Genomic DNA, 17,869 nt, shown 5'->3' with positions numbered 1-17,869 from the left:
CCGGTCATCCCGCGGACTTGATGATGGACTCGAGGTCGCTCTGCAGGGCGGTCAGCGCCTTCTTGGCACTCTCCTTGCCGAGCCAGAAGTTCGCGAGGTTCGAGTCGATGGCGGATATCATCTCGTTCCACTCGGGGATGAACGGCGCACGGAAGATGAAGCCGCTGGACTCGGCGAACGCGCCCATGTCGACGTCGTTCTTCATCCACGCGGGCTTGAGGAACGCGTCGCTCTGCTGCACCGCGAGGCTGGCCGGTACGTCCTCGCCGTCGTCGATGATCTGTCGCTGCGCCGCGTCCGAGGTGAGGAAGTCGATCGCCTTGAAGGCGTTGTCGCGCTGCTTGCAGGTACGGGAGATGGCGAGGCCGCTGCCGAACGCGGACACGGCCTGCTTCTTGCCGCGCCAGATCGGCGCGATGTCCCAGGCGAACTTGGCGTCCGTCAGACCGGCGGTGACCCAGAAGCCGTTGGCGTGCGTGGCGCACTTCTGCATCGGGAAGGCCTGGTCGCCGCCGACCTCGGACCCCATGTCGGCGTAGTCCGCCTTGCTGGGCGCGACTTTGTGCTTGAAGACCAGGTCGCCGGCCCACTGCAGGGCCTCGACGACCTCGTCGCTGTCGACGGCGGGGCGGCCGCTCGCGTCGATGATGGTGCCGCCGTTCTGGTACGCGAGGCTCCACCACTGCGGGAACCACTCGGCGCCGGTGTAACCCCACTGCTTGCCCGGGACGGTGAGCTCCTTGAAGGCGTCGAGCGCGTCGTCCCAGGTCCACTCGGCGGTGGGCGCCTCGATGCCCTTCTTCGCGAACAGGTCCTTGTTGTAGTACACGGTGATCGCGCCGGAGCGGTCCGGGATCGCGTACAGCTTGTCCTCGTAGGTGTAGATGGACCCGACCGGGCCGAACCGCTTCCCGGTGTCGAGGCCCGCCTTCTTGGCGAGGTCGTCGAGGGGCAGGAGCTGGTTCTTGCTGGAGTAGGTGTTGACGCTCTCGGCGACCTGCATGATGTCCGGGCCGCTGCCGCCCGCGATCATCGTCTGCACCTTCTGCGCGTACGCGTCGCTGGGGATCAGCTGGAGCTTGACCTTCAGCTCCGGGTACTTCTTCACCAGCAGGTCGATGCGCTTCTGGTACGTCTTGCGGTCGGCGTCGCCGCCCCAGACGGTCATGACGAGCGGACCGCTCGAACTCCCGCTGCCCGAACCGCAGGCGGTGAGCGTCACGACCCCGGCCGCGACTCCGATACCGAGGAACCCTCGGCGCGACATCCGGACTTCGTCTACTGGCATGGCACGACTCCTCGATGAAAAAGGCGAACACGCGGGAAGGCGCGGGGAAAGCGCAGGGAACAGCCCTCGGGAGCCCGGGCCCGGCTTCGAGTGACGGTTAAATTAACCCTCGTCAAATCTCGCTACAAGCCCTTGATTCCTACGAGTTTCAACCTGCACGCCTTGCACACGAGCGAGGGCGCACCGCCTTCGCCGCCCTCCGCAGCCCGTCGCCGGAGGTCAGCCCTTGTTCAGGAAGCGCCGCAGCCGGGTCAGCGGCCAGGTGTTGATCACGTCGTCCTTGGTGAGCCAGCCGCGCTGTGCGGTGCCGACGCCGTAGCGCAGGTTGGCCAGGTGGACGACGGCGTGCGCGTCGCTGTCGACGGCGAACTTCACGCCGTGCCGCCGGGCGCGCAGGATGTCCTCGTCGCGCAGGTCGAGCCGGTCGGGATGGGAGTTGATCTCCATGGCCGTGCCGGTGCGCGCGCAGGCGGCGAAGACCGCGTCGAGGTCGACGTCGATGCCGGGGCGTTTGCCGAGGAGGCGGGTGGTGGGGTGGCCGATGATGTGGACGTGCGGGTTCTCGCAGGCCCGGACGATCCGCCGGGTCAGCGCGTCACGCGCCTGGTTGAAGTGCGAGTGCACCGAGGCCACGCACAGGTCGAAGCCGGCGAGGAACTCCGGCGGCCAGTCCACGTCGCCGTCGGGCCCGATGTTCAGCTCGGCACCGTGCAGCAGCCGCATGCCACCACGCCTGCCCCGCTTGCCGTACGCCCCGTCGAGTTCACGGACACGCTCGCGCTGGGCCAGGATCCGTTCGTCGGTCATGCGCTGCATGGCCATGTCGGGGCCGTGGTCGGTGACCGCGTAGTAGGCGTAGCCGCGCTCGGCGGCCGCGGCGACCATCTCCTCCAGCGGGGCGAGCCCGTCGGTGAGGTCGGTGTGGGTGTGCAGATCGCCCCGGATGTCCTGCTCCTGGACCAGGTCGGGCAGCTCGCCGCGCAGCCCGGCCTCGATCTCGCCCCGGTCCTCACGCAGGGTGGGCGGAATCCAGGGCAGGCCGAGGCGGGCGTACACCTCTTCCTCGGTCTCGGAGACGATCTTCTTGCCGGTCTCGGTGTCGAAGAGGCCGTACTCGGAGAGCTTGAGCTTCTGGTGGACGGCCATCTCCCGGGTGCGGATGTTGTGCGCCTTGCTGCCGGTGAAGTACTGCATCGCCGCGCCCCAGGAGTCCGGCGGTACGACCCGCAGGTCGACCTGGAGGCCCTTGCTGGTGCGGATCGACGTCTTCTTCTCGCCGTGCGCGATGACCTCCGAGACGTAGGGCAGCTCGGTGAAGGCCCGCATGACCGGCTCCGGCTTCTTCGCCGCGACGAGGATGTCGATGTCGCCGATGGTCTCCCGGACGCGGCGCAGCGAGCCGGCGTATGAGCAGCGTTTGCAGCCGGTGACCTGCGACATCTCGGCGACGATGTCCTCGGCGAGGCTCATGGCGACGTCGATCAGGACCCGGTCGCCGGAGGACTGGAGCAGGCCGATGCCGTGCAGGATGTTCTCCTCGGTCTTCGGCCCGAAGCCCTTCAGGTCGCGCAGCCGCTCCTCGTGGATGGCGTCCGCCAGCTCCTCGGTCGTGGAGATGCCGAGCTCTTCGTAGATGACCAGGGCCTTCTTCGGGCCGAGCGTGGGGATCGCCGTCAGCTGCCGAACCCCGGCGGGGATCTTCGCGCGCAGTTCCTCGACGGCGGACACCTTGCCGGTGGTGAAGTACTCGATGATCTTCTGGGCGGTCGACTTGCCGACATTGGGGATCTCCTGGAGTCCCTTGACGTCGAGCGTGGACACGTCGGCGTGATAGCCGCCGACCGACCGGGCGGCCTTTTCGTAGGTGCGCGTCCGGAACGCGTCTCCTCCGGTGATGGAGATCAGGTCCGCGTACTCCTGGAGGAGGGCGGCGATCTCGTCGTTGGACCGAGCCACGACTTCAGGGTAGGCGGGGGAGGGGGGTGCCGCGATGTGCCGTCAACCGTCTGCGGGTCTCATGTGGCTGGTCGCGCCCACGCGGCGGAGCCGCATATCGATTCAGGCCCGCGCCCCTTTTGGGGCGTGGCCGAACCGTTCTCCGTTGCGCCAGGTCGGTGGGTGGGCCGGGGTTGCCCCCTCCTTTGTCAGGGCGGCCGCGATCCTGCGGGCCGTCAAGGGGTCGGCCGGAAGCGCGTGCGCGGCGAACCAGCGGGCTGCTTCGGGGGCGGGGGACGGTTCTGTGAACTCGGCGCCCGCGTAGTCGTCGAGCGGTGGGTCGTATACGTAGCCGGCGACCACTCCGTGGTCGACGAGGCGTTCGAGGAGCGCGTCGCGGTTGTGCACCAGGAGCGGTACGCGGAAGAGGGAGGGCGGGCCGTCGCCCGTGCGACCGCGCAGGGCCGGGGTGGCCCAGGTGGTGCCGGACAGGAGCGAGACGCCGGACCTGCGTCGGGCGAGGTCGGCGTCGAGCAGGGCCATCCGCAGCTCCAACTGGCCCCGGACCAGGCTTCCGTGGCGGGTTCGGAAGCCGTGCAGGTCGACCCGTACCCAGGGTTCGTAGGCGGCGAGGCTGGGCGCGTGGTGGGCGCTGCCGGCGAGGCGGGGGGCGTGCAGGGCCATGCGGAAGGTATCGCGTTCCAGCAGGCCGAGACGCTGCATGGTGCGCCATACGGGGCGCACGAGGTGGAGGGTGCGGACGGCGGAGCGGGCCAGCGGGCGCAGTGTCGTGGACAGGTCGTGGCGCAGGCGGCGTGGGGTCAGCAACTCGTCGCGCAGGAGTTCCAGCTCGCGGCGGGTGCGTGCGTCCTCGACGGCCAGGAAGCCGCCGGCCATCGCCGCCACGTGCTTGGACAGGCTGAACGCGGCCGCCGTCCCGAAGGTGCCGATGGGCTGCCCGTCGACGTGCGTGCCGATGGCGTGGGCCGCGTCCTCGAACAGGGGAATCCCCAACTCGTCGCAGCGGCGGCGCAGTTCGACGACCCGGTCCGGCAGGCCGTACAGGTTCGTGGTCAGGACGGCGTCCACGTTGCGCCAGGTGGACTCCGGGACGGCGTCCGGGTCGATGTTGCCGTCCCAGGGGGACACGGGGGCCTGGACGGGGCGCAGTCCGGCCGCGAGGACGACGAAGAGGATCACGTCGTCGTTCACCGGGGACATCAGGACCCGTGCGCCGGGCCGGCACCAGCGGCGCAGCGCCAGGTACAGGGCCAGTCGGGCCGAGGGCGTGTAGACGCATTCGCGTCCGATGCGCCGTGTCATCATCGCGGCGAGCCGCGATCCGTACGGCATGGTCACCTCTTCCGTGGAAAGGTCCGACGAAGGGTCGCCGTGGGCGGGCTTGGGCGCGCTCGCGAACGTCGTTCCGAGGACTCCGCTCGGGTGACGGCACCGCGAGAGGGCGTGGCGGAACGACGGCGGGGCGCGTGATGGACGGAGAGACGGAAAGGGCAGGAGTGTGCCCGTTCAGCGGGCGCGGGCTCCCGCCTCGCCCGAATGGGTCAGGCCCGAGGTGCGCAGGGTGCCCACGGTCTTCAGCAGCCGGTCGGCGGGCTCGCGCAGCCTCGGGTGGGCCAGGACCGTGTTTCTCAGGCCGCGCACCGGTCTGCGCCACAGCCGGTGCGCCGCCGCCACCGGGTGCGGGCGTACCGCGAACCCCTCGGCCACCCGCAGCTCACGGGTCTTCAGCCAGTCCTTGTACTCCTTCTCGCCGCGCCCCCAGTCCATGAGCGTCACGCCGTCCCGGCCGGCGGCGTCGACCAGCCGTAAATGCATCAGCAGGCCGGGCGAGTAGTAGCCGAACTCGGGGTCGTACGCGGTGAACCAGGCCGCGAGGACGCTGCGCGACCTCGGCCCGAAGTGCGCGGCGACCGGTCGGTCACCGGCGTACACCACGGACAGGACGCCGGTGAAGTGCTCCTCGCGGACCTGGAAGAGGTGGTCGACCAGGTCGACGATCCACGGCTTGGAGAACCGGTCCATCCGCCCCGTTCTGCGGTACTGGGCGGACTTCCAGCGCATGAGGGTGCGCAGCATGCGCGGATCGCGCTCGTCGTACACGAACCGCACCTCGCCCACGTCACGGCCCAGGCGGCGCTCCTTCTTCAGCGTCGTCTTGGCCTGCCCCGGATAGGTGGCGCGCAGCCACTCGGCGTAACTGCCCTCGCCGGGCTTCAGATCGAGCACGGGAGAGGCGAACGTCCCCGTGACGTACGGGCCGAAGGGCTTCTGCTCCTCGACGAGGTGATCGAACTCGAACACGGACAGTCCGCAGGCCCGCAGCAGTTCCCGGGTGTCCCAGGTGACGCCGGGCCGGTGCACCAGGGCCTGGCAGTCGGAGAGGCCGAGGCCGATGGCCCGGCCGACGCCGAGCGGGCCCCGCTCGTGGGGGAGGAAGCCGACGGCCTCCCCGTTCTCGTGCAGCACCGCCACCTGTGCGCCGCGGCGGTGTCTGCCGACCCCGATCGCGAACTCCGGCGCCAGGAAGGGGTTGGCGTAGTCGGGCGACTCGTCCATGGCCCGGTGCCACGCCCGGCGCAGCGACTCGTCCAGCTCCTCGGGTCTGTGAATCGTGATGGCGTGCGTGGATCGCATGGCGACCGCTCCCCCCAGAATTCCCCCAAGAGACGCTTTTTGGGCGCCTCGCCACGGTTTCCCCCATGTCGAACTTTTGTGGCGAGCTCAAACGTCGCGAAACAGCACGCACACTGTCAAGGTGGATGATGAATCCTTTAGCTGTGCTTGGTAACGCGCGGTGCCGGTCCGGTCAGCGGATCGCGACGACGACGTGGCTGTCGCCGTACTGCCAGACGACACCGACGTGCCTGAACCCCGCCTGCCGCAGGAGCCGTTCGTGCGCCGGCACGGACAGGCAGGGGGCGCCGCCGGTGCCGGTGCCCGTGGCGCCGGCCGGCTGTCGGCGGCGGCGTTCGGCGAGGAGGTCGGTCAGCTCCGGGTCCTGTGCGACCGCTGCCCACCAGGAGGCCCAGTCCTCGTGCGCCAGGGCCTGTCCGCGTTCGGCGTGCCGGCGGCCTACGCACCCCGCGAGTCCGGCGAGCACGGAGTCGTCGTGCGGGAAGTGGTCACCGTTGACGAGAACGCCCCCGGGTCGCAGCAGGCCCGCGAGCTGCCGGTAGGTGCGGAGCAGAGCGTCCGCGTCCAGGTAGTGCAGTGCCGTCGTCGACACGGCCGCGTCCAAGGGGCGGTCGAGACCCAGGGCGTGGGTCCAGTCGGGTGCGCCGATCACCACGTCGACATAGCGGGCGGCGTCCGCGTGGTGGGTGCGGGCGAGCTCCAGCAGCAACGGGTCCATGTCCACGGCCACGATGTCGGCGTACGGCATGCGGCGGGCGAGCCGTGCCGCGAGGGAGCCGGGACCGCAGCCGAGGTCGACGACCAAGGGCCGACCCGGAACGCTCGACACGGACTGTTCCACCACATCGGCGATCACCGTGAAGCGCTCCTCGCGGTCGACGGCGTACCGCTGCTGCTGACGCTCCCAGCGCTCCACCCATCGCTCCGCCGTCGCCAGGCTCAGCCCCATTCCGTCGTGCACCTCGCCGTTCCGCACCTGTCCGCACCGTCTGCGCCAGACCCTACAGGTGGAAACGGTTCCCATTCCCTCTAATGGCCGTACGTCACCCGAGCGTGGCGAGGGCGTCCAGCAGTCGGTCGATCTCCTCGGCGGTGTTGTGGACGTGCAGGCTCACCCGCACCGATCCGGTCCGCTCCCCCGCGCCGCCCTGGCAGTGCTGGTCGGAGCGGACCATGAAGCCGTGGCTGTAGAGGATGAAGCCGAGGTCCGCGGAGTCGACGGCGTGGTGGCGGAAGGTGACGATGCCCTGGCGGCGCTGCACGGTCGAGTCGGCGGCCAGGCTCTTCTGGCAGCCGAGGATCTCGTACGCGTCGAGGTGGCGCAGGCCCTCGGTGAGCCGAGCCGCCAGCGCGACCGTCCACCGCTCGATCCGGTCGGTGCCGGCGGTCTCCAGCCAGTCCAGGGCGGCGGTGAGGGAGGCGATTCCGACGGTGTTGGGAGTGCCCGACCAGCCCCCGGACGTGAACTGCGGTCCACGTGACTGGCGGGTCCAGACGGCTCCCGTGCCGGGCAGGGCCATGGCCTTGTGCCCGGAGAAGACCACGAAGTCGACGTCGAGACCGGCGACGGACACGGGCAGATGACCGACGCTCTGGGCGGCGTCCAGACAGATCACCGCGTCCGGGCCGACCGCCCGGCGGATGCGGTGGACGTTCATGTTGCCGCCGTACACGTGGTGAACGTGGCTGACGGCGACGAAGCGGGTGCGTGGACCCGCGAGTTCCGCGAGCGCGGTGTGGTCGTAGTCGCCGGACGACCACTGGTACGGCATCGGCCGTACCCGGATGTGGACGCCCTGCGTCGCCAGTTGGCGTCGGGTCTCCAGCCAGGGCGTGATGTTCGCCTCGTGGTCGGCGACCGGGACGACGATCTCGTCGCCGTCCGCGAGAAGCCCGGGCAGCCAGTCGCGGGCGACGGTGCGCAGGCCCTCGGTGGTGCCGCTCGTGAAGTGCACCGTCGAGCGTTCGGGAGCGGGGTCGCCGAGGAACCGCTTCACCCGGTCGCGGGCCTGCTCGACCAGGTCGGTGGTCCGGTTGGCCCAGGGGTAGGTGCCGCGCCCGGCGTTGGCGTTGGTGGTGGTGAGGTAGGTGTGCACGGTGTCGAGCACGGCCTGCGGCTTCTGGGCGGTGGCCGCGCTGTCCAGATAGGCCAGTTCGGGGTGCGCGGCGATGATCGGGAACTGGGCACGCAGGGCCTGCTGCCACTCCCCCAACTCATCGATGACGGCGGCCACTTGGGTGTCGGTCCCGGGTGTGGTCATGGGCGTCAGTCCCGTACGAGGGGTGCGCCGGCGTCGCGCCAGGCGATGATGCCGCCGGTCAGGCTGCGGACGTCGGGGTGTCCCATCCGGGTCAGCAGGGCGGCGTGCCGGGCGGACTTCTCGCCGACCGGGCAGGCCAGCAGGACCGGGCGGTTGCGGCTGAACGGCAGTCCACCGTGGAGGAGTTCCGCGAAGAGCTCGTCGACGATGTTGACCGAGCCGTCGATGTGCAGCGCGGCGTAGGCGTGGGGGCTGCGCAGGTCGACGACGAGCGGTGCCCCGGTGGCGATCCAGGCCTGGGCGTCGGCGACGCCGATGGCCGGTGCCGCGCTGATCTCGGCGGGTGTCAGGTCGGCCGGGGAGTTCCTGCGGCGCGGGCGGCCGAAGAGGTCGGGGCGGCGCTGACGGACGTAGCTCAGATAGCTCTCGACGCGGTCGCAGACGATGAAGACCGCCGACTGTCGCTCCGTCAACTCCGCGTCAACAGCGCGTAGTTGGCGTACGGCGCCGAAGAACGCGGCGCCGCCTGTGGGTCCGGCGAGGATGCCGCAGCGGCGGTTGAGGGCCAGCATCCCCTCGATCGCCTCGTCGGAGGTGACCGCGTCGATGCTGTCGTAGGTGCCGGGGTCGAACAGGCCGACCTCGTGCGCCTCGTCGATGGTGCGGATGCCGGGGATGAAGTCGGACTTGGCCGCGACCAGGCCGGCCACCCGTACGGCGGGGTCGTGTTCGCGCAGGGCGCGGGCGACGCCGGTGGAGGAGCCGGCGGTGCCGACGCAGGCGATGAACCAGTCCGGGGCGCGGCCGTCGAGGTCCTTGACGATCTCCGGGCCGGTCCCGGTGAAGTGGGCCTCGGTGTTGCGGGGGTTGAAGTACTGGTCGGTGTGCAGATAGCTGCTGTCGGGTTCCGAGAGGGCGCGGTGGAACAGGGTGAGCGGGTCGTCGGTGGCGGTCGGGTCCAGGCACTCGCTCTGGCCGGGCAGTTCCTCGATCTGGGCGCCGAGCAACAGCAGCAGGTCCTTGATCTCCGGGATGCGCATCCGGTTGGTGACGCTCTTGAAGGTCAGACCGTGCATGCCCGCGAGGACGGCGAGGGCCTTGGCCGTGTTGCCGCTCGACAGCTCGACGACCTGGCCGCCCTCCTCGGCCGCGGTGGCCAGATGGGGGCGCGCCATGTTCCAGGCGGCCCGGTCCTTGACCGATCCGAAGGGGTTGAGCAGCTCCAGCTTGGCGTACAGGTCGATGTTTCGCAGGCCGTGCACGGCCGGGTCGATGCGCACCAGCGGTGTGTTGCCGATGGCCTCGGTGATGCTGTCGTACCTCACTGCGCTCCCCCCACGGGTGTGGTCGGCCAGTACTGGTCGTCCAGGCACCAGCGCCAGGTGTCGCCCTCCTGCCAGGCGGCGACCTTGCGCGCGGCGGGCTGGTGCTGGGCACGGGTGGCGTGGAAGTCCATGCAGTATCCGGCCGTGTTGGCGAAGGCCAACAGGTCGCCCGGTGCGGGGCGGCGGGGCAGGAAGACCGTGCGGCGGGTGATCAGGTCGGACTCCAGGCAGCGGCTGCCGAAGAGATGGACGGCGACCGGGTCCGTGCCTGCGTCTGCCCTTGCGCCTGCCGGGTCCCGGGGTACGACGACGGGGTCCATGAACACCCCGTGCTCCTCCAGCGCCACGTCGTCGGCCTTGGCCGCGAGGCGTACGGCGAGCGGGCCGCCGGGCTCCTGGTCGCGGACCTCCAGCACCCTCGCCAGGGTCAGTCCGCACTGGTCGAGCAGTGCTCGGCCCGGTTCGGTGTGCAGGTCGTGGAGATGCTCCAGGAGCAGCGTGGCCAGGGGGCGGCCGTCCAGGGAGGCGGCCGGGTGTGCGAGCAGTTCGTCGAGGTAGCGGGGTCCGGCGACCGGGCGGTGGGCCGGGTAGACGCCCAGGGTTCCGCGCAGGGTACCGGCCTCGTTGCGCAGTCCGTAGCCGTGGCCGCCGTAGGTCAGGGGCGGGCGGGTGCCCAGTACGGCTTCGGTGAGCTCGGTCGTGTACCGCTCCCACTGTCCGCCGTCGGCCAGGTAGTCGACGCCGAACCCGCCGCCGATGTCCACGGCCCGGGGCCTGAGCCCCCGGCTGCGGCACTCCTCCAGCACCCGCAGGCAGCCTTCCAGCGCCGTCGCCTTCTCGGCGAGGCTCGTCGTGTCCAGGTGGTAGGCCACACCCACGGGCTCGACCACGTCGGCGTGCCGCTCGACGGCCTCCAGCAGGGGATCCAACTCCCCCACCGCGGTGCCGAATCGACTGCGTCGGCTCAGCACGCGCACACCGGACGCCTCGAAGCCCGACAGTCGCAGCAGCACTCGGGTCCTGGGCAGCGCGTGTTTACGTACCAGCGTGGCGAGTTGGTCCAGTTCGCCTCGTGTGTCGAGGCTGACGGTGACGGACGTGCGGGCCGCCAGCCACAGGAACTCCGGGTTCTTCGGGCCGGTGGCGGTGATCCGGTCAGGGGTGAAGCCGGCGCCGAGGGCGTGTTGCAGCTCGCCCAGCGAGGCGACGTCCACGCCGGCGTCCGTGGCGGCGAGCCGCCGCAGCAGGGCGCTGGACCGGTTGGCCTTGTGGGCGAAGAACACCTGGCCGGAGAGGTGATGCTTGTCGTACACGGCGCGGAACCGCTGGAGGTTGTCGGCCAGTTGATCCGGCACGACCACGTTCAGCGGAGACCCGAGTCCGTCGGTGAGCGTGTGCAGCAGAGCCGGTGAGTCCAGCAGTGAGCGCAGCCGGGATTCCAGCCGCGGTTCGAGATACAAGGGCTCCCCGCCCATGCACGGACCCTCCCAGCGCTTCGGGCCCGACGTTTCCGGGCGCTGACGACCACTCCCCGCGGTTTGCCGTATAGCTCCTTTCCCTTCCAACGGGTGGTTTACGCCCCGTACCTGCCCTCCTGGGCGGTACGTCGGCGGGCGGGGCCGGAACTCAGCGGTGCCGAAAGCCTCGGCCGCCCCGAGAGACAGCGGTTCGCGCCCTTCTGCTCAACTGCCTTCTCTCGTAACGTCATTGCCGCTCGAGATCCCGCTTGAGGTGACCATGACGATGGAAGGGACTTCATGGGCAGAGGTCTGCTGTCTCTGGCTCTGGCGGCGGTGACCGGCGCCGCGTTGCTCGCGGCACCGGCCGTGGCCGCACCGACCCCGCCGGCGGGGTCGTCCGCGCCGCCGGGCCCGTCCGATGTCTACCGGCCGGTCCGTGGACCGGCCGCGCCCGCGGAGTACCGCTACCTGCAGAAGACCCTGCCCGGCGAGTCGATTCCGCGTCACGCGCACGACCTCGCCGCCGCGCAGGCCCGCGAACTGCCCACCGTCGGTGGGCGCTGGAAGAGCGTCGGCCCCACCAACATCGGCGGGCGGATCGTCTCCCTCGCCCTCGACCCCAAGCGCGCCGACACCGTGTACGCCGCGGCGGCGAGCGGCGGGCTGTGGCGCAGCACCGACGCCGGGGCGACCTTCCACTCGGTGTGGCCCGACAGTTGGACGCAGGCCATGGGCGCGGTGGCCACCGCCCCGGACGGCACCCTGTACGTGGGCACCGGTGAGCCGAATCCGGGTGGCGGGAGCATCACCTACGAGGGGACGGGGCTGTACCGGAGCCGGGACGGCGGTCGGACGTGGAAGCCGATCGGCCTGCGCGACTCCGGCGCGATCAGCGCCATCACCGTCGACCCCGCCAACCCTCGCCGCATCTACGTCGCCGCGGCCGGTTCCCTCTACAGCGGCGGTGGAGACAGGGGTGTCTACCGCTCGGAGGACGGTGGCGCCACGTGGGAGCGGATCCTCGCCGGCGCCACCGAGTTCACCGGCGCCACCGAGATCGTCGTCGACGGCGACCGGCTGTACGCCGTGCTGTGGGACCATCGCCGAACGCCCGAGCTGCGGACGTACGGCGGGGTCGGCTCGGGCGTCTTCCGCAGCACGGACGACGGCGCGACCTGGCAGCGGCTCGGCGGCGGACTGCCCGCCGAGGGCCCGGACGTGGGGCGGATCGGCCTGGCGGTCGCGGGCGAGCGGCTCTATGCGATCGTCAACAAGGCGAGCGGCCCCTTCGAGGGCTTCTACGCCTCCTCCGACGGCGGCGGCACATGGACCCGCACCCCTGCCAACGAGGACATGACGGGCTCCCAGTCCAGCTTCGGCTGGTGGTTCGGCAAGGTGTGGATCGACCCCCGGGACAGCGCGCACGTCCATGTGGCCGGCGTCCCGCTGATGACCACGAAGGACGGCGGCACCACCTGGACCGCCGACGACACCAGCATGCACGTCGACCAGCACGCCATGGTGTGGGACCCGCGTCGCCCGGGCCGCGTCTACCTCGGCAACGACGGCGGCGTCTACCGCTCCGACTCGGGCGGCGACGGCGGCTGGGTGAAGTCCCGCCACCAGCCGTACACCCAGCTCTACAGCGCGGCGATCAGCCCGCAGGACGTCACGAGGATCTCGGGCGGCGCCCAGGACAACGGCTCACTGCGGTCCTGGGGCGGGGAGGGGTTCAACGAGTACCTCGGCGGCGACGGCGAGGAGAACCTGATCAACCCGACCGATGTGAACAACGTCTTCGCCTGCTATCAGTACGGCAACTGCTTCAGCTCCACCGACGGCGGCGACACGCTCACGTACTTCGCGGACCGGACGACGTACCAGCGACGCAACTGGTTCACACCCGTGGTCTTCGACCCGCGCGACCCGAAGGTCCTCTACTACGGCTCCGAGGTGCTCAACCGCTCCACGGACGGCGGCGCGACCTGGAAGCCGATCAGCCCCGACCTGAGCGGCGGCCCGGGCCCCGACCCGATCTACACCAATTACGGCACGATCACCTCGATCGCCCCGGCGGGCGACGGACGCACCGTCTACGCCGGCACGGACGACGGCCGTGTCTGGGTCACCCGGGACCTCGGGGCGACCTGGACGAAGCTGGCCGAAGGGCTGCCCTGGGTGACCCGGGTGGTCGTCGACCCGAAGAACCCCGACCGCGTCTGGACCACCCACTCCGGCTACCGTGCGGGCTCCCCGCTGGCCCATGTGTACGGCAGCACGGACGGCGGCCGGCACTGGCGGAACCTGTCGGGCAACCTTCCGGCCGCGCCCGTCAACGACCTGGTGGTCGCCCGCGGCGGTGTCCTTCATATCGGCACCGACCAGGGTGTGTTCACCAGTGTCACGGGCGGCGGCCACTGGCTGCGCCTCGGCCGCGGCATGCCGCAGGTGCCGGTCGACGACATCGAGTACGACGCGGGTCACCACCGCCTGGTGGCCGCGACCTTCGGCCGGGGCTTCTATGAGCTGACCACGCCCTGACCACCAGGTGCGCGATCGACGGGTGGGGGCGCTGTGTTCGGCTCAGCGCCCTTCCCCGGCGATGTTCACCATCCATGTGATGCCGAAGCGGTCCGTACACATGCCGAAGACGTCGCCCCACATCTGCTTCTCCAGCGGGACGGTCACCGAGGCTCCCGCGGACAGCTTCTCCCAGTAGCCGCGCAGCTCGGCGTCGTCGTCGCCGCTCAGGCTCACGGAGATGTTGTTGCCGGGCCGGTGGTCGTCCGTCGGGGTGTCGGCGCACATGAGGGTGAAGCCGTTGGGGGTCTCCAGCATGCCGTGCATGATCTTGTCGGCCAGCGGGCTGTCCTTCTGGCCGAACTCGGCGTAGGTGTTGAGGTTCACCGTGCCGCCGAAGACCTCCTTGTAGAACTCCAGCGCCTGGCGGGCGTCGCCGGCGAAGGTGATGTAGGGGTTGAGACGCGAGGCCATGATTCCTCCAGGAGTGGGCCGGTAGCCGACTCCTAGGAACGTAGCGCGGGCCACTGACAACGGCCCGCGCACACGTCCACATGGCGCACGGCACCGCCTACAGGGTGCGCTCCAGGCGGTCCGCGACCAGCTTCACGAACCGTGCCGGGTCCTTCGGCTGACCGCCCTCGGCGAGCACCGCCAGCGTGTGGAGCAGTTCGGCGGACTCGGCGAGTTCCGTGCGGTCCTCGCTCGCCTCGTAGGCCTGGTGCAGGCCCTTGACCAGCGGGTGGCCGGGGTTGAGCTCCAGGATCCGCTTGGTGCGCGGCACCTCCTGGCCCATCGCCCGGTACATGTTCTCCAGGGCCGGGGTCAGGTCGTGCGCGTCGGAGACGACGCAGGCGGGCGAGACGGTGAGCCGGGCCGAGAGGCGCACCTCCTTGATGTCCTCCTCCAGCCGCTCCCGCATCCAGCCGAGCAGACCGGCGTACTCCTCGGCCTGCTTCTCCCGCTCCTCGCCGGCCTTCTCGTCGCCCTTGCCGTCCAGGTCGATCTCGCCCTTGGCGATGGAGCGCAGCTGCTTGCCCTCGTACTCGCCGACCGCGTCGACCCACACCTCGTCGACGCCGTCGGTGAGCAGCAGGACCTCGATGCCCTTGGCCCGGAACGCCTCCATGTGCGGGGAGTTCTCGATGCTCTGCCGGGACTCGCCGGTGATGTAGTAGATGTCGTCCTGGCCGTCCTTCATCCGCTCCACGTACTGCGCGAGCGTGGTCGGCTCGTCGTCGGCGTGCGTGGTCGCGAACGAGGCGACGGCGAGGATCGCGTCGCGGTTCTCGGTGTCGGTGAGCAGGCCCTCCTTCAGCACCGTGCCGAACTCGCGCCAGAAGGTGGCGTAGCGGTCGGCGTCCTTGGTCATGAAGTCCTTGACCGTGGACAGGACCTTCTTGGTCAGCCGGCGCTGCATCATCCGGATGTGCCGGTCCTGCTGGAGGATCTCGCGGGAGACGTTGAGCGAGAGGTCGGCCGCGTCGACGACGCCCTTGACGAAGCGGAGGTACGGCGGGAGCAGGGCCTCGCAGTCGTCCATGATGAAGACGCGCTTCACATAGAGCTGGACGCCGCGCTTGAAGTCGCGGGTGAACAGGTCGTGCGGGGCGTGCGAGGGGATGAAGAGCAGCGACTGGTACTCGAAGGTGCCCTCGGCCTGCAGCCGGATCGTCTCCAGCGGCTCGCGCCAGTCGTGGCTGATGTGCTTGTAGAGCTCGTGGTACTCGTCGTCGGACACCTCGTCGCGCGAGCGCGCCCACAGGGCCTTCATCGAGTTCAGCGTCTCGGGCTCGGGCGTGCTGTCCCCGTCGGCCGGCTCCGGGACCATCCGGATCGGCCAGGTGATGAAGTCCGAGTACCGCTTGACGATCTCCCTGATCTTCCACGGCGAGGTGTAGTCGTGGAGCTGGTTGTCGGGGTCGGCGGGCTTGAGGTGGAGCGTGACCGACGTGCCCTGCGGCGCGTCGGCGACGGTCTCCAGCGTGTAGGTGGACTCGCCGCGCGACGTCCAGCGGGTGCCCTGGCTCTCGCCGGCGCGCCGGGTCACCAGCGTCATCTCGTCCGCCGCCATGAAGCCGGAGTAGAAGCCGACGCCGAACTGGCCGATGAGCCCTTCGGCGCCGGCCTCGTCCTGGGCCTCCTTCAGTTCCTTCAGGAAGGTGGCGGTGCCGGAGTTGGCGATGGTGCCGATGAGCTGCCCGACCTCGTCGTACGACATCCCGATGCCGTTGTCCCGCACGGTGAGGGTGCGGGCCTCCTTGTCGATGTCGATCTCGATGTGGAGGTCCGACACGTCGGCGTCGAGGGAGTCGTCCCGCAGCTTCTCCAGACGCAGTTTGTCGAGCGCGTCGGAGGCGTTGGAGACGAGTTCCCGCAGGAAGACCTCCTTGTTCGAGTAGACCGAGTGGATCATCAGCTGGAGCAGCTGACGGGCCTCTACCTGGAACTCAAACGTCTCGGTCGGCATGGTTCGCGACTACCTCACATCAGTCACCGGAACTGGGTCGCAGTCACTGTAAGACACGAGGTCAGCGCGGAGTGCGGCGATGTGGGAGAAGAGGTCAGACGAGGTGGGCGAAGACCACCAGGTTCGCGGTGTAGTCCTTGACCTGCCGGTCGTAGTCCCCCGCGCAGGTGATCAGGCGGACCTGGGCCCGGGGGGTGTCGCGGTACACGCGGTCGCTGGGGAAGTCGTCCTTGTCGAAGGTCTCGGTGCTGTCGACCACGAAGGACGCCTTGCGGCCGTCGGCGCGCAGCACCTGGAAGCGGTCGCCCTTCTTCAGCTCGCGCAGGCTCGCGAAGACGGCGGCGGACGTCGTGGTGTCGACGTGCCCGGCGATGATCGAGGTGCCCGTCTCCCCGGGGGAGGCGCCCTTGGCGTACCAGCCGACGAGGTTGGTGTCGTGGGCCGGCGGGGGTTCGAGCTGGCCCGTGCTGCCGATGGCGAGGTCGGTGAAGGGGGCGTCGACGGAGATCTTGGGGATGAGCAGCCGGGTCGGCCGGGACCGCGGCAGATGTTTGCCCACGGGGCGCGAGGCGTGCGAGGAGGGCTTGGAGGCACGGGGGACGTGCGACTCGATCGCCGGGACGGCGTACGGTGCGCCGCGGCCGTCGGGTGCCTCGTCGTGGCCGCCGGGCAGGGTCACCACCAGGAACACGGCGGCGACTGTGCTCCAGAGCAGCCCTCCCGCCACCCGCCTTATCCGCCGTGAGCGCGGGGAAAGGGTGTCGGCGCGAGCCGGGTCGTGGTCGGGGGACGAGGGACAGCCGGCGGCCATCGGGCACCACCTCATTCGGGCACGGCAGCGAACACAGCAAAGGGGAAAATCAGGAGAAAAGGGAAACAGAGTGGACGAACGGGGCCGCCGCGACGCGCGGCGCACGTGCGGCGGCCACGGCCGCTATGAGGGAGGGCATGGGTCAGGCCGCGGATCCGCCGGCCTTCTTGCGACGCAGCGCGTACCAGCCGGCGCCCGCGACGCCCAGCATGGCGAGCCCACCGCCGGTGACACCCGGCGTCGCGAGGCCACCGCCGCCGGTGTGCATACCGCCGCGCGGCCCGTCGTGGTCACCGCCGCCGCCCCACGAGTCGTTGTCGTGGTCGCCCTTCCACGAGTCGTCGTCCTCCTTCCAGGACCCGTGGTCGTCGCCCTTGCTGCGGTAGCTGTCCGGGTCGTGCTTCGGGTCCTTGTCGCCGCCCCAGTCGCCACCGTTGCTCACGAGGGCCAGCGCGCCGCCGCCGGTGTGCATGCCGCCGCTCGGCTTCTCGTGCTTGCCCTCCTTGCCGTAGTCGCTGTCCTTGTCGTGCTTGCTCTCCTCGTCGTACTTGCCGTCCTTGCCGTGCTCCTCGTCCTTGGAGCCGCCCCAGTCGTCGTCCTTGTCGTTCAGAAGGGTCAGCGCGCCGCCGCCGGTGTGCACACCGCCGCTCGGCTTCTCGTGCTTGCCCTCCTTGCCGTAGTCGCTGTCCTTGTCGTGCTTGCTGCCCTTGTCGTAGTCGCTGTCCTTGTCGTGCTTGCCGTCCTTGTCGTGCTCCTCGTCCTTGGAGCCGCCCCAGTCGTCGTCGGTCACGAGAGTCAGCGCTCCGCCACCCGTGTGCATACCGCCACTGGGCTCGTCGTGCTTGCTCTCCTTGTCGTGGTCCTTGCTGTAGGACTTGTCGTGGTCCTTGCCGTAGGAGTCCTCGTCGTCCTTGTGGGACGAGTCCTCCTTGTCCTTGCTGTGAGACGTGTCCTCGTGGTCCCAGTCACCCGTCGTCATGGCGTAGGCAGCGGGCGCAATCGCCAGTGCGGCCGTGGCCGTCGCGGTGGCGAGCAGCATGCGGACAGAGCGCATAGTGAGTCCTTCCGTCACGGCCTGGGCGGCTGACGCTTCATCACCACTGGAGCCAGGCCTGACGTGATCCACCGTCAGCCATTCCTTCGG

At 70.0% G+C, this 17,869-nt stretch carries 13 protein-coding genes; 1 reads left to right on the top strand and 12 read right to left on the bottom strand.

What is annotated here, in order from left to right:
* Window positions 1-4 precede the first annotated feature (4 nt).
* The 8 genes from L0P92_RS04510 to L0P92_RS04475 all read right to left on the bottom strand — a co-directional run bounded on the left by L0P92_RS04510 (window position 5) and on the right by L0P92_RS04475 (window position 10,939).
* Window positions 5-1,288 (bottom strand): ABC transporter substrate-binding protein, encoded by a 1,284-nt coding sequence (locus L0P92_RS04510; RefSeq protein WP_234761176.1) that lies wholly within the window; start codon window positions 1,286-1,288, stop codon window positions 5-7.
* Between the two features lie 219 nt (window positions 1,289-1,507).
* Window positions 1,508-3,244: a DNA polymerase/3'-5' exonuclease PolX gene (polX, locus tag L0P92_RS04505; RefSeq protein ID WP_234761175.1), complete on the bottom strand. Its 1,737-nt coding sequence runs from the start codon at window positions 3,242-3,244 to the stop codon at window positions 1,508-1,510.
* Between the two features lie 102 nt (window positions 3,245-3,346).
* Window positions 3,347-4,576: a DegT/DnrJ/EryC1/StrS family aminotransferase gene (locus tag L0P92_RS04500; RefSeq protein WP_234761174.1), complete on the bottom strand. Its 1,230-nt coding sequence runs from the start codon at window positions 4,574-4,576 to the stop codon at window positions 3,347-3,349.
* Between the two features lie 174 nt (window positions 4,577-4,750).
* Window positions 4,751-5,878: a GNAT family N-acetyltransferase gene (locus tag L0P92_RS04495; RefSeq protein WP_234761173.1), complete on the bottom strand. Its 1,128-nt coding sequence runs from the start codon at window positions 5,876-5,878 to the stop codon at window positions 4,751-4,753.
* 172 nt (window positions 5,879-6,050) lie between these two features.
* A complete protein-coding gene (locus tag L0P92_RS04490) occupies window positions 6,051-6,827 on the bottom strand; it encodes a class I SAM-dependent methyltransferase (protein ID WP_234761172.1) in 777 nt (258 codons plus the stop codon).
* A 94-nt stretch (window positions 6,828-6,921) separates the two neighbouring features.
* Window positions 6,922-8,139: an aminotransferase class V-fold PLP-dependent enzyme gene (locus L0P92_RS04485; RefSeq protein WP_234761171.1), complete on the bottom strand. Its 1,218-nt coding sequence runs from the start codon at window positions 8,137-8,139 to the stop codon at window positions 6,922-6,924.
* Between the two features lie 5 nt (window positions 8,140-8,144).
* Entirely contained in the window at window positions 8,145-9,464 is a 1,320-nt protein-coding gene (locus L0P92_RS04480) for a pyridoxal-phosphate dependent enzyme (RefSeq protein ID WP_234761170.1), read from the bottom strand.
* Window positions 9,461-10,939, bottom strand: coding sequence for a type III PLP-dependent enzyme domain-containing protein (locus L0P92_RS04475; RefSeq protein WP_234761169.1), 1,479 nt, complete (start codon window positions 10,937-10,939; stop codon window positions 9,461-9,463). The genes L0P92_RS04480 and L0P92_RS04475 overlap by 4 nt, the downstream gene beginning before the upstream one ends.
* Before the next feature lie 282 nt (window positions 10,940-11,221).
* Between L0P92_RS04475 and L0P92_RS04470 the strand changes: the two genes are divergently transcribed.
* A complete protein-coding gene (locus L0P92_RS04470) occupies window positions 11,222-13,465 on the top strand; it encodes a WD40/YVTN/BNR-like repeat-containing protein (protein ID WP_234761168.1) in 2,244 nt (747 codons plus the stop codon).
* 42 nt (window positions 13,466-13,507) lie between these two features.
* Here L0P92_RS04470 and L0P92_RS04465 read toward each other — a convergent pair whose 3' ends face one another.
* From L0P92_RS04465 to L0P92_RS04450, 4 genes are all read right to left on the bottom strand, one after another.
* Window positions 13,508-13,918, bottom strand: a complete 411-nt coding sequence (locus L0P92_RS04465; protein ID WP_234761167.1) for a VOC family protein — start codon at window positions 13,916-13,918, stop codon at window positions 13,508-13,510.
* A 97-nt stretch (window positions 13,919-14,015) separates the two neighbouring features.
* Window positions 14,016-15,914 carry a molecular chaperone HtpG gene (gene htpG / locus L0P92_RS04460; protein WP_234761166.1) on the bottom strand — a complete coding sequence of 633 codons (1,899 nt, stop codon included), beginning with the start codon at window positions 15,912-15,914 and terminating at the stop codon, window positions 14,016-14,018.
* Window positions 15,915-16,008: 94 nt separating this feature from the next.
* A complete protein-coding gene (locus tag L0P92_RS04455; protein ID WP_234761165.1) occupies window positions 16,009-16,725 on the bottom strand; it encodes a class F sortase in 717 nt (238 codons plus the stop codon).
* A 142-nt stretch (window positions 16,726-16,867) separates the two neighbouring features.
* Window positions 16,868-17,779 carry a hypothetical protein gene (locus L0P92_RS04450; protein ID WP_234761164.1) on the bottom strand — a complete coding sequence of 304 codons (912 nt, stop codon included), beginning with the start codon at window positions 17,777-17,779 and terminating at the stop codon, window positions 16,868-16,870.
* Window positions 17,780-17,869: the final 90 nt, after the last annotated feature.

The sequence above is a fragment of the Streptomyces muensis genome (assembly GCF_021474425.1).
GTDB lineage: Bacteria > Actinomycetota > Actinomycetes > Streptomycetales > Streptomycetaceae > Streptomyces > Streptomyces muensis.
This window is presented reverse-complemented; position numbering and strand designations above follow the sequence as displayed.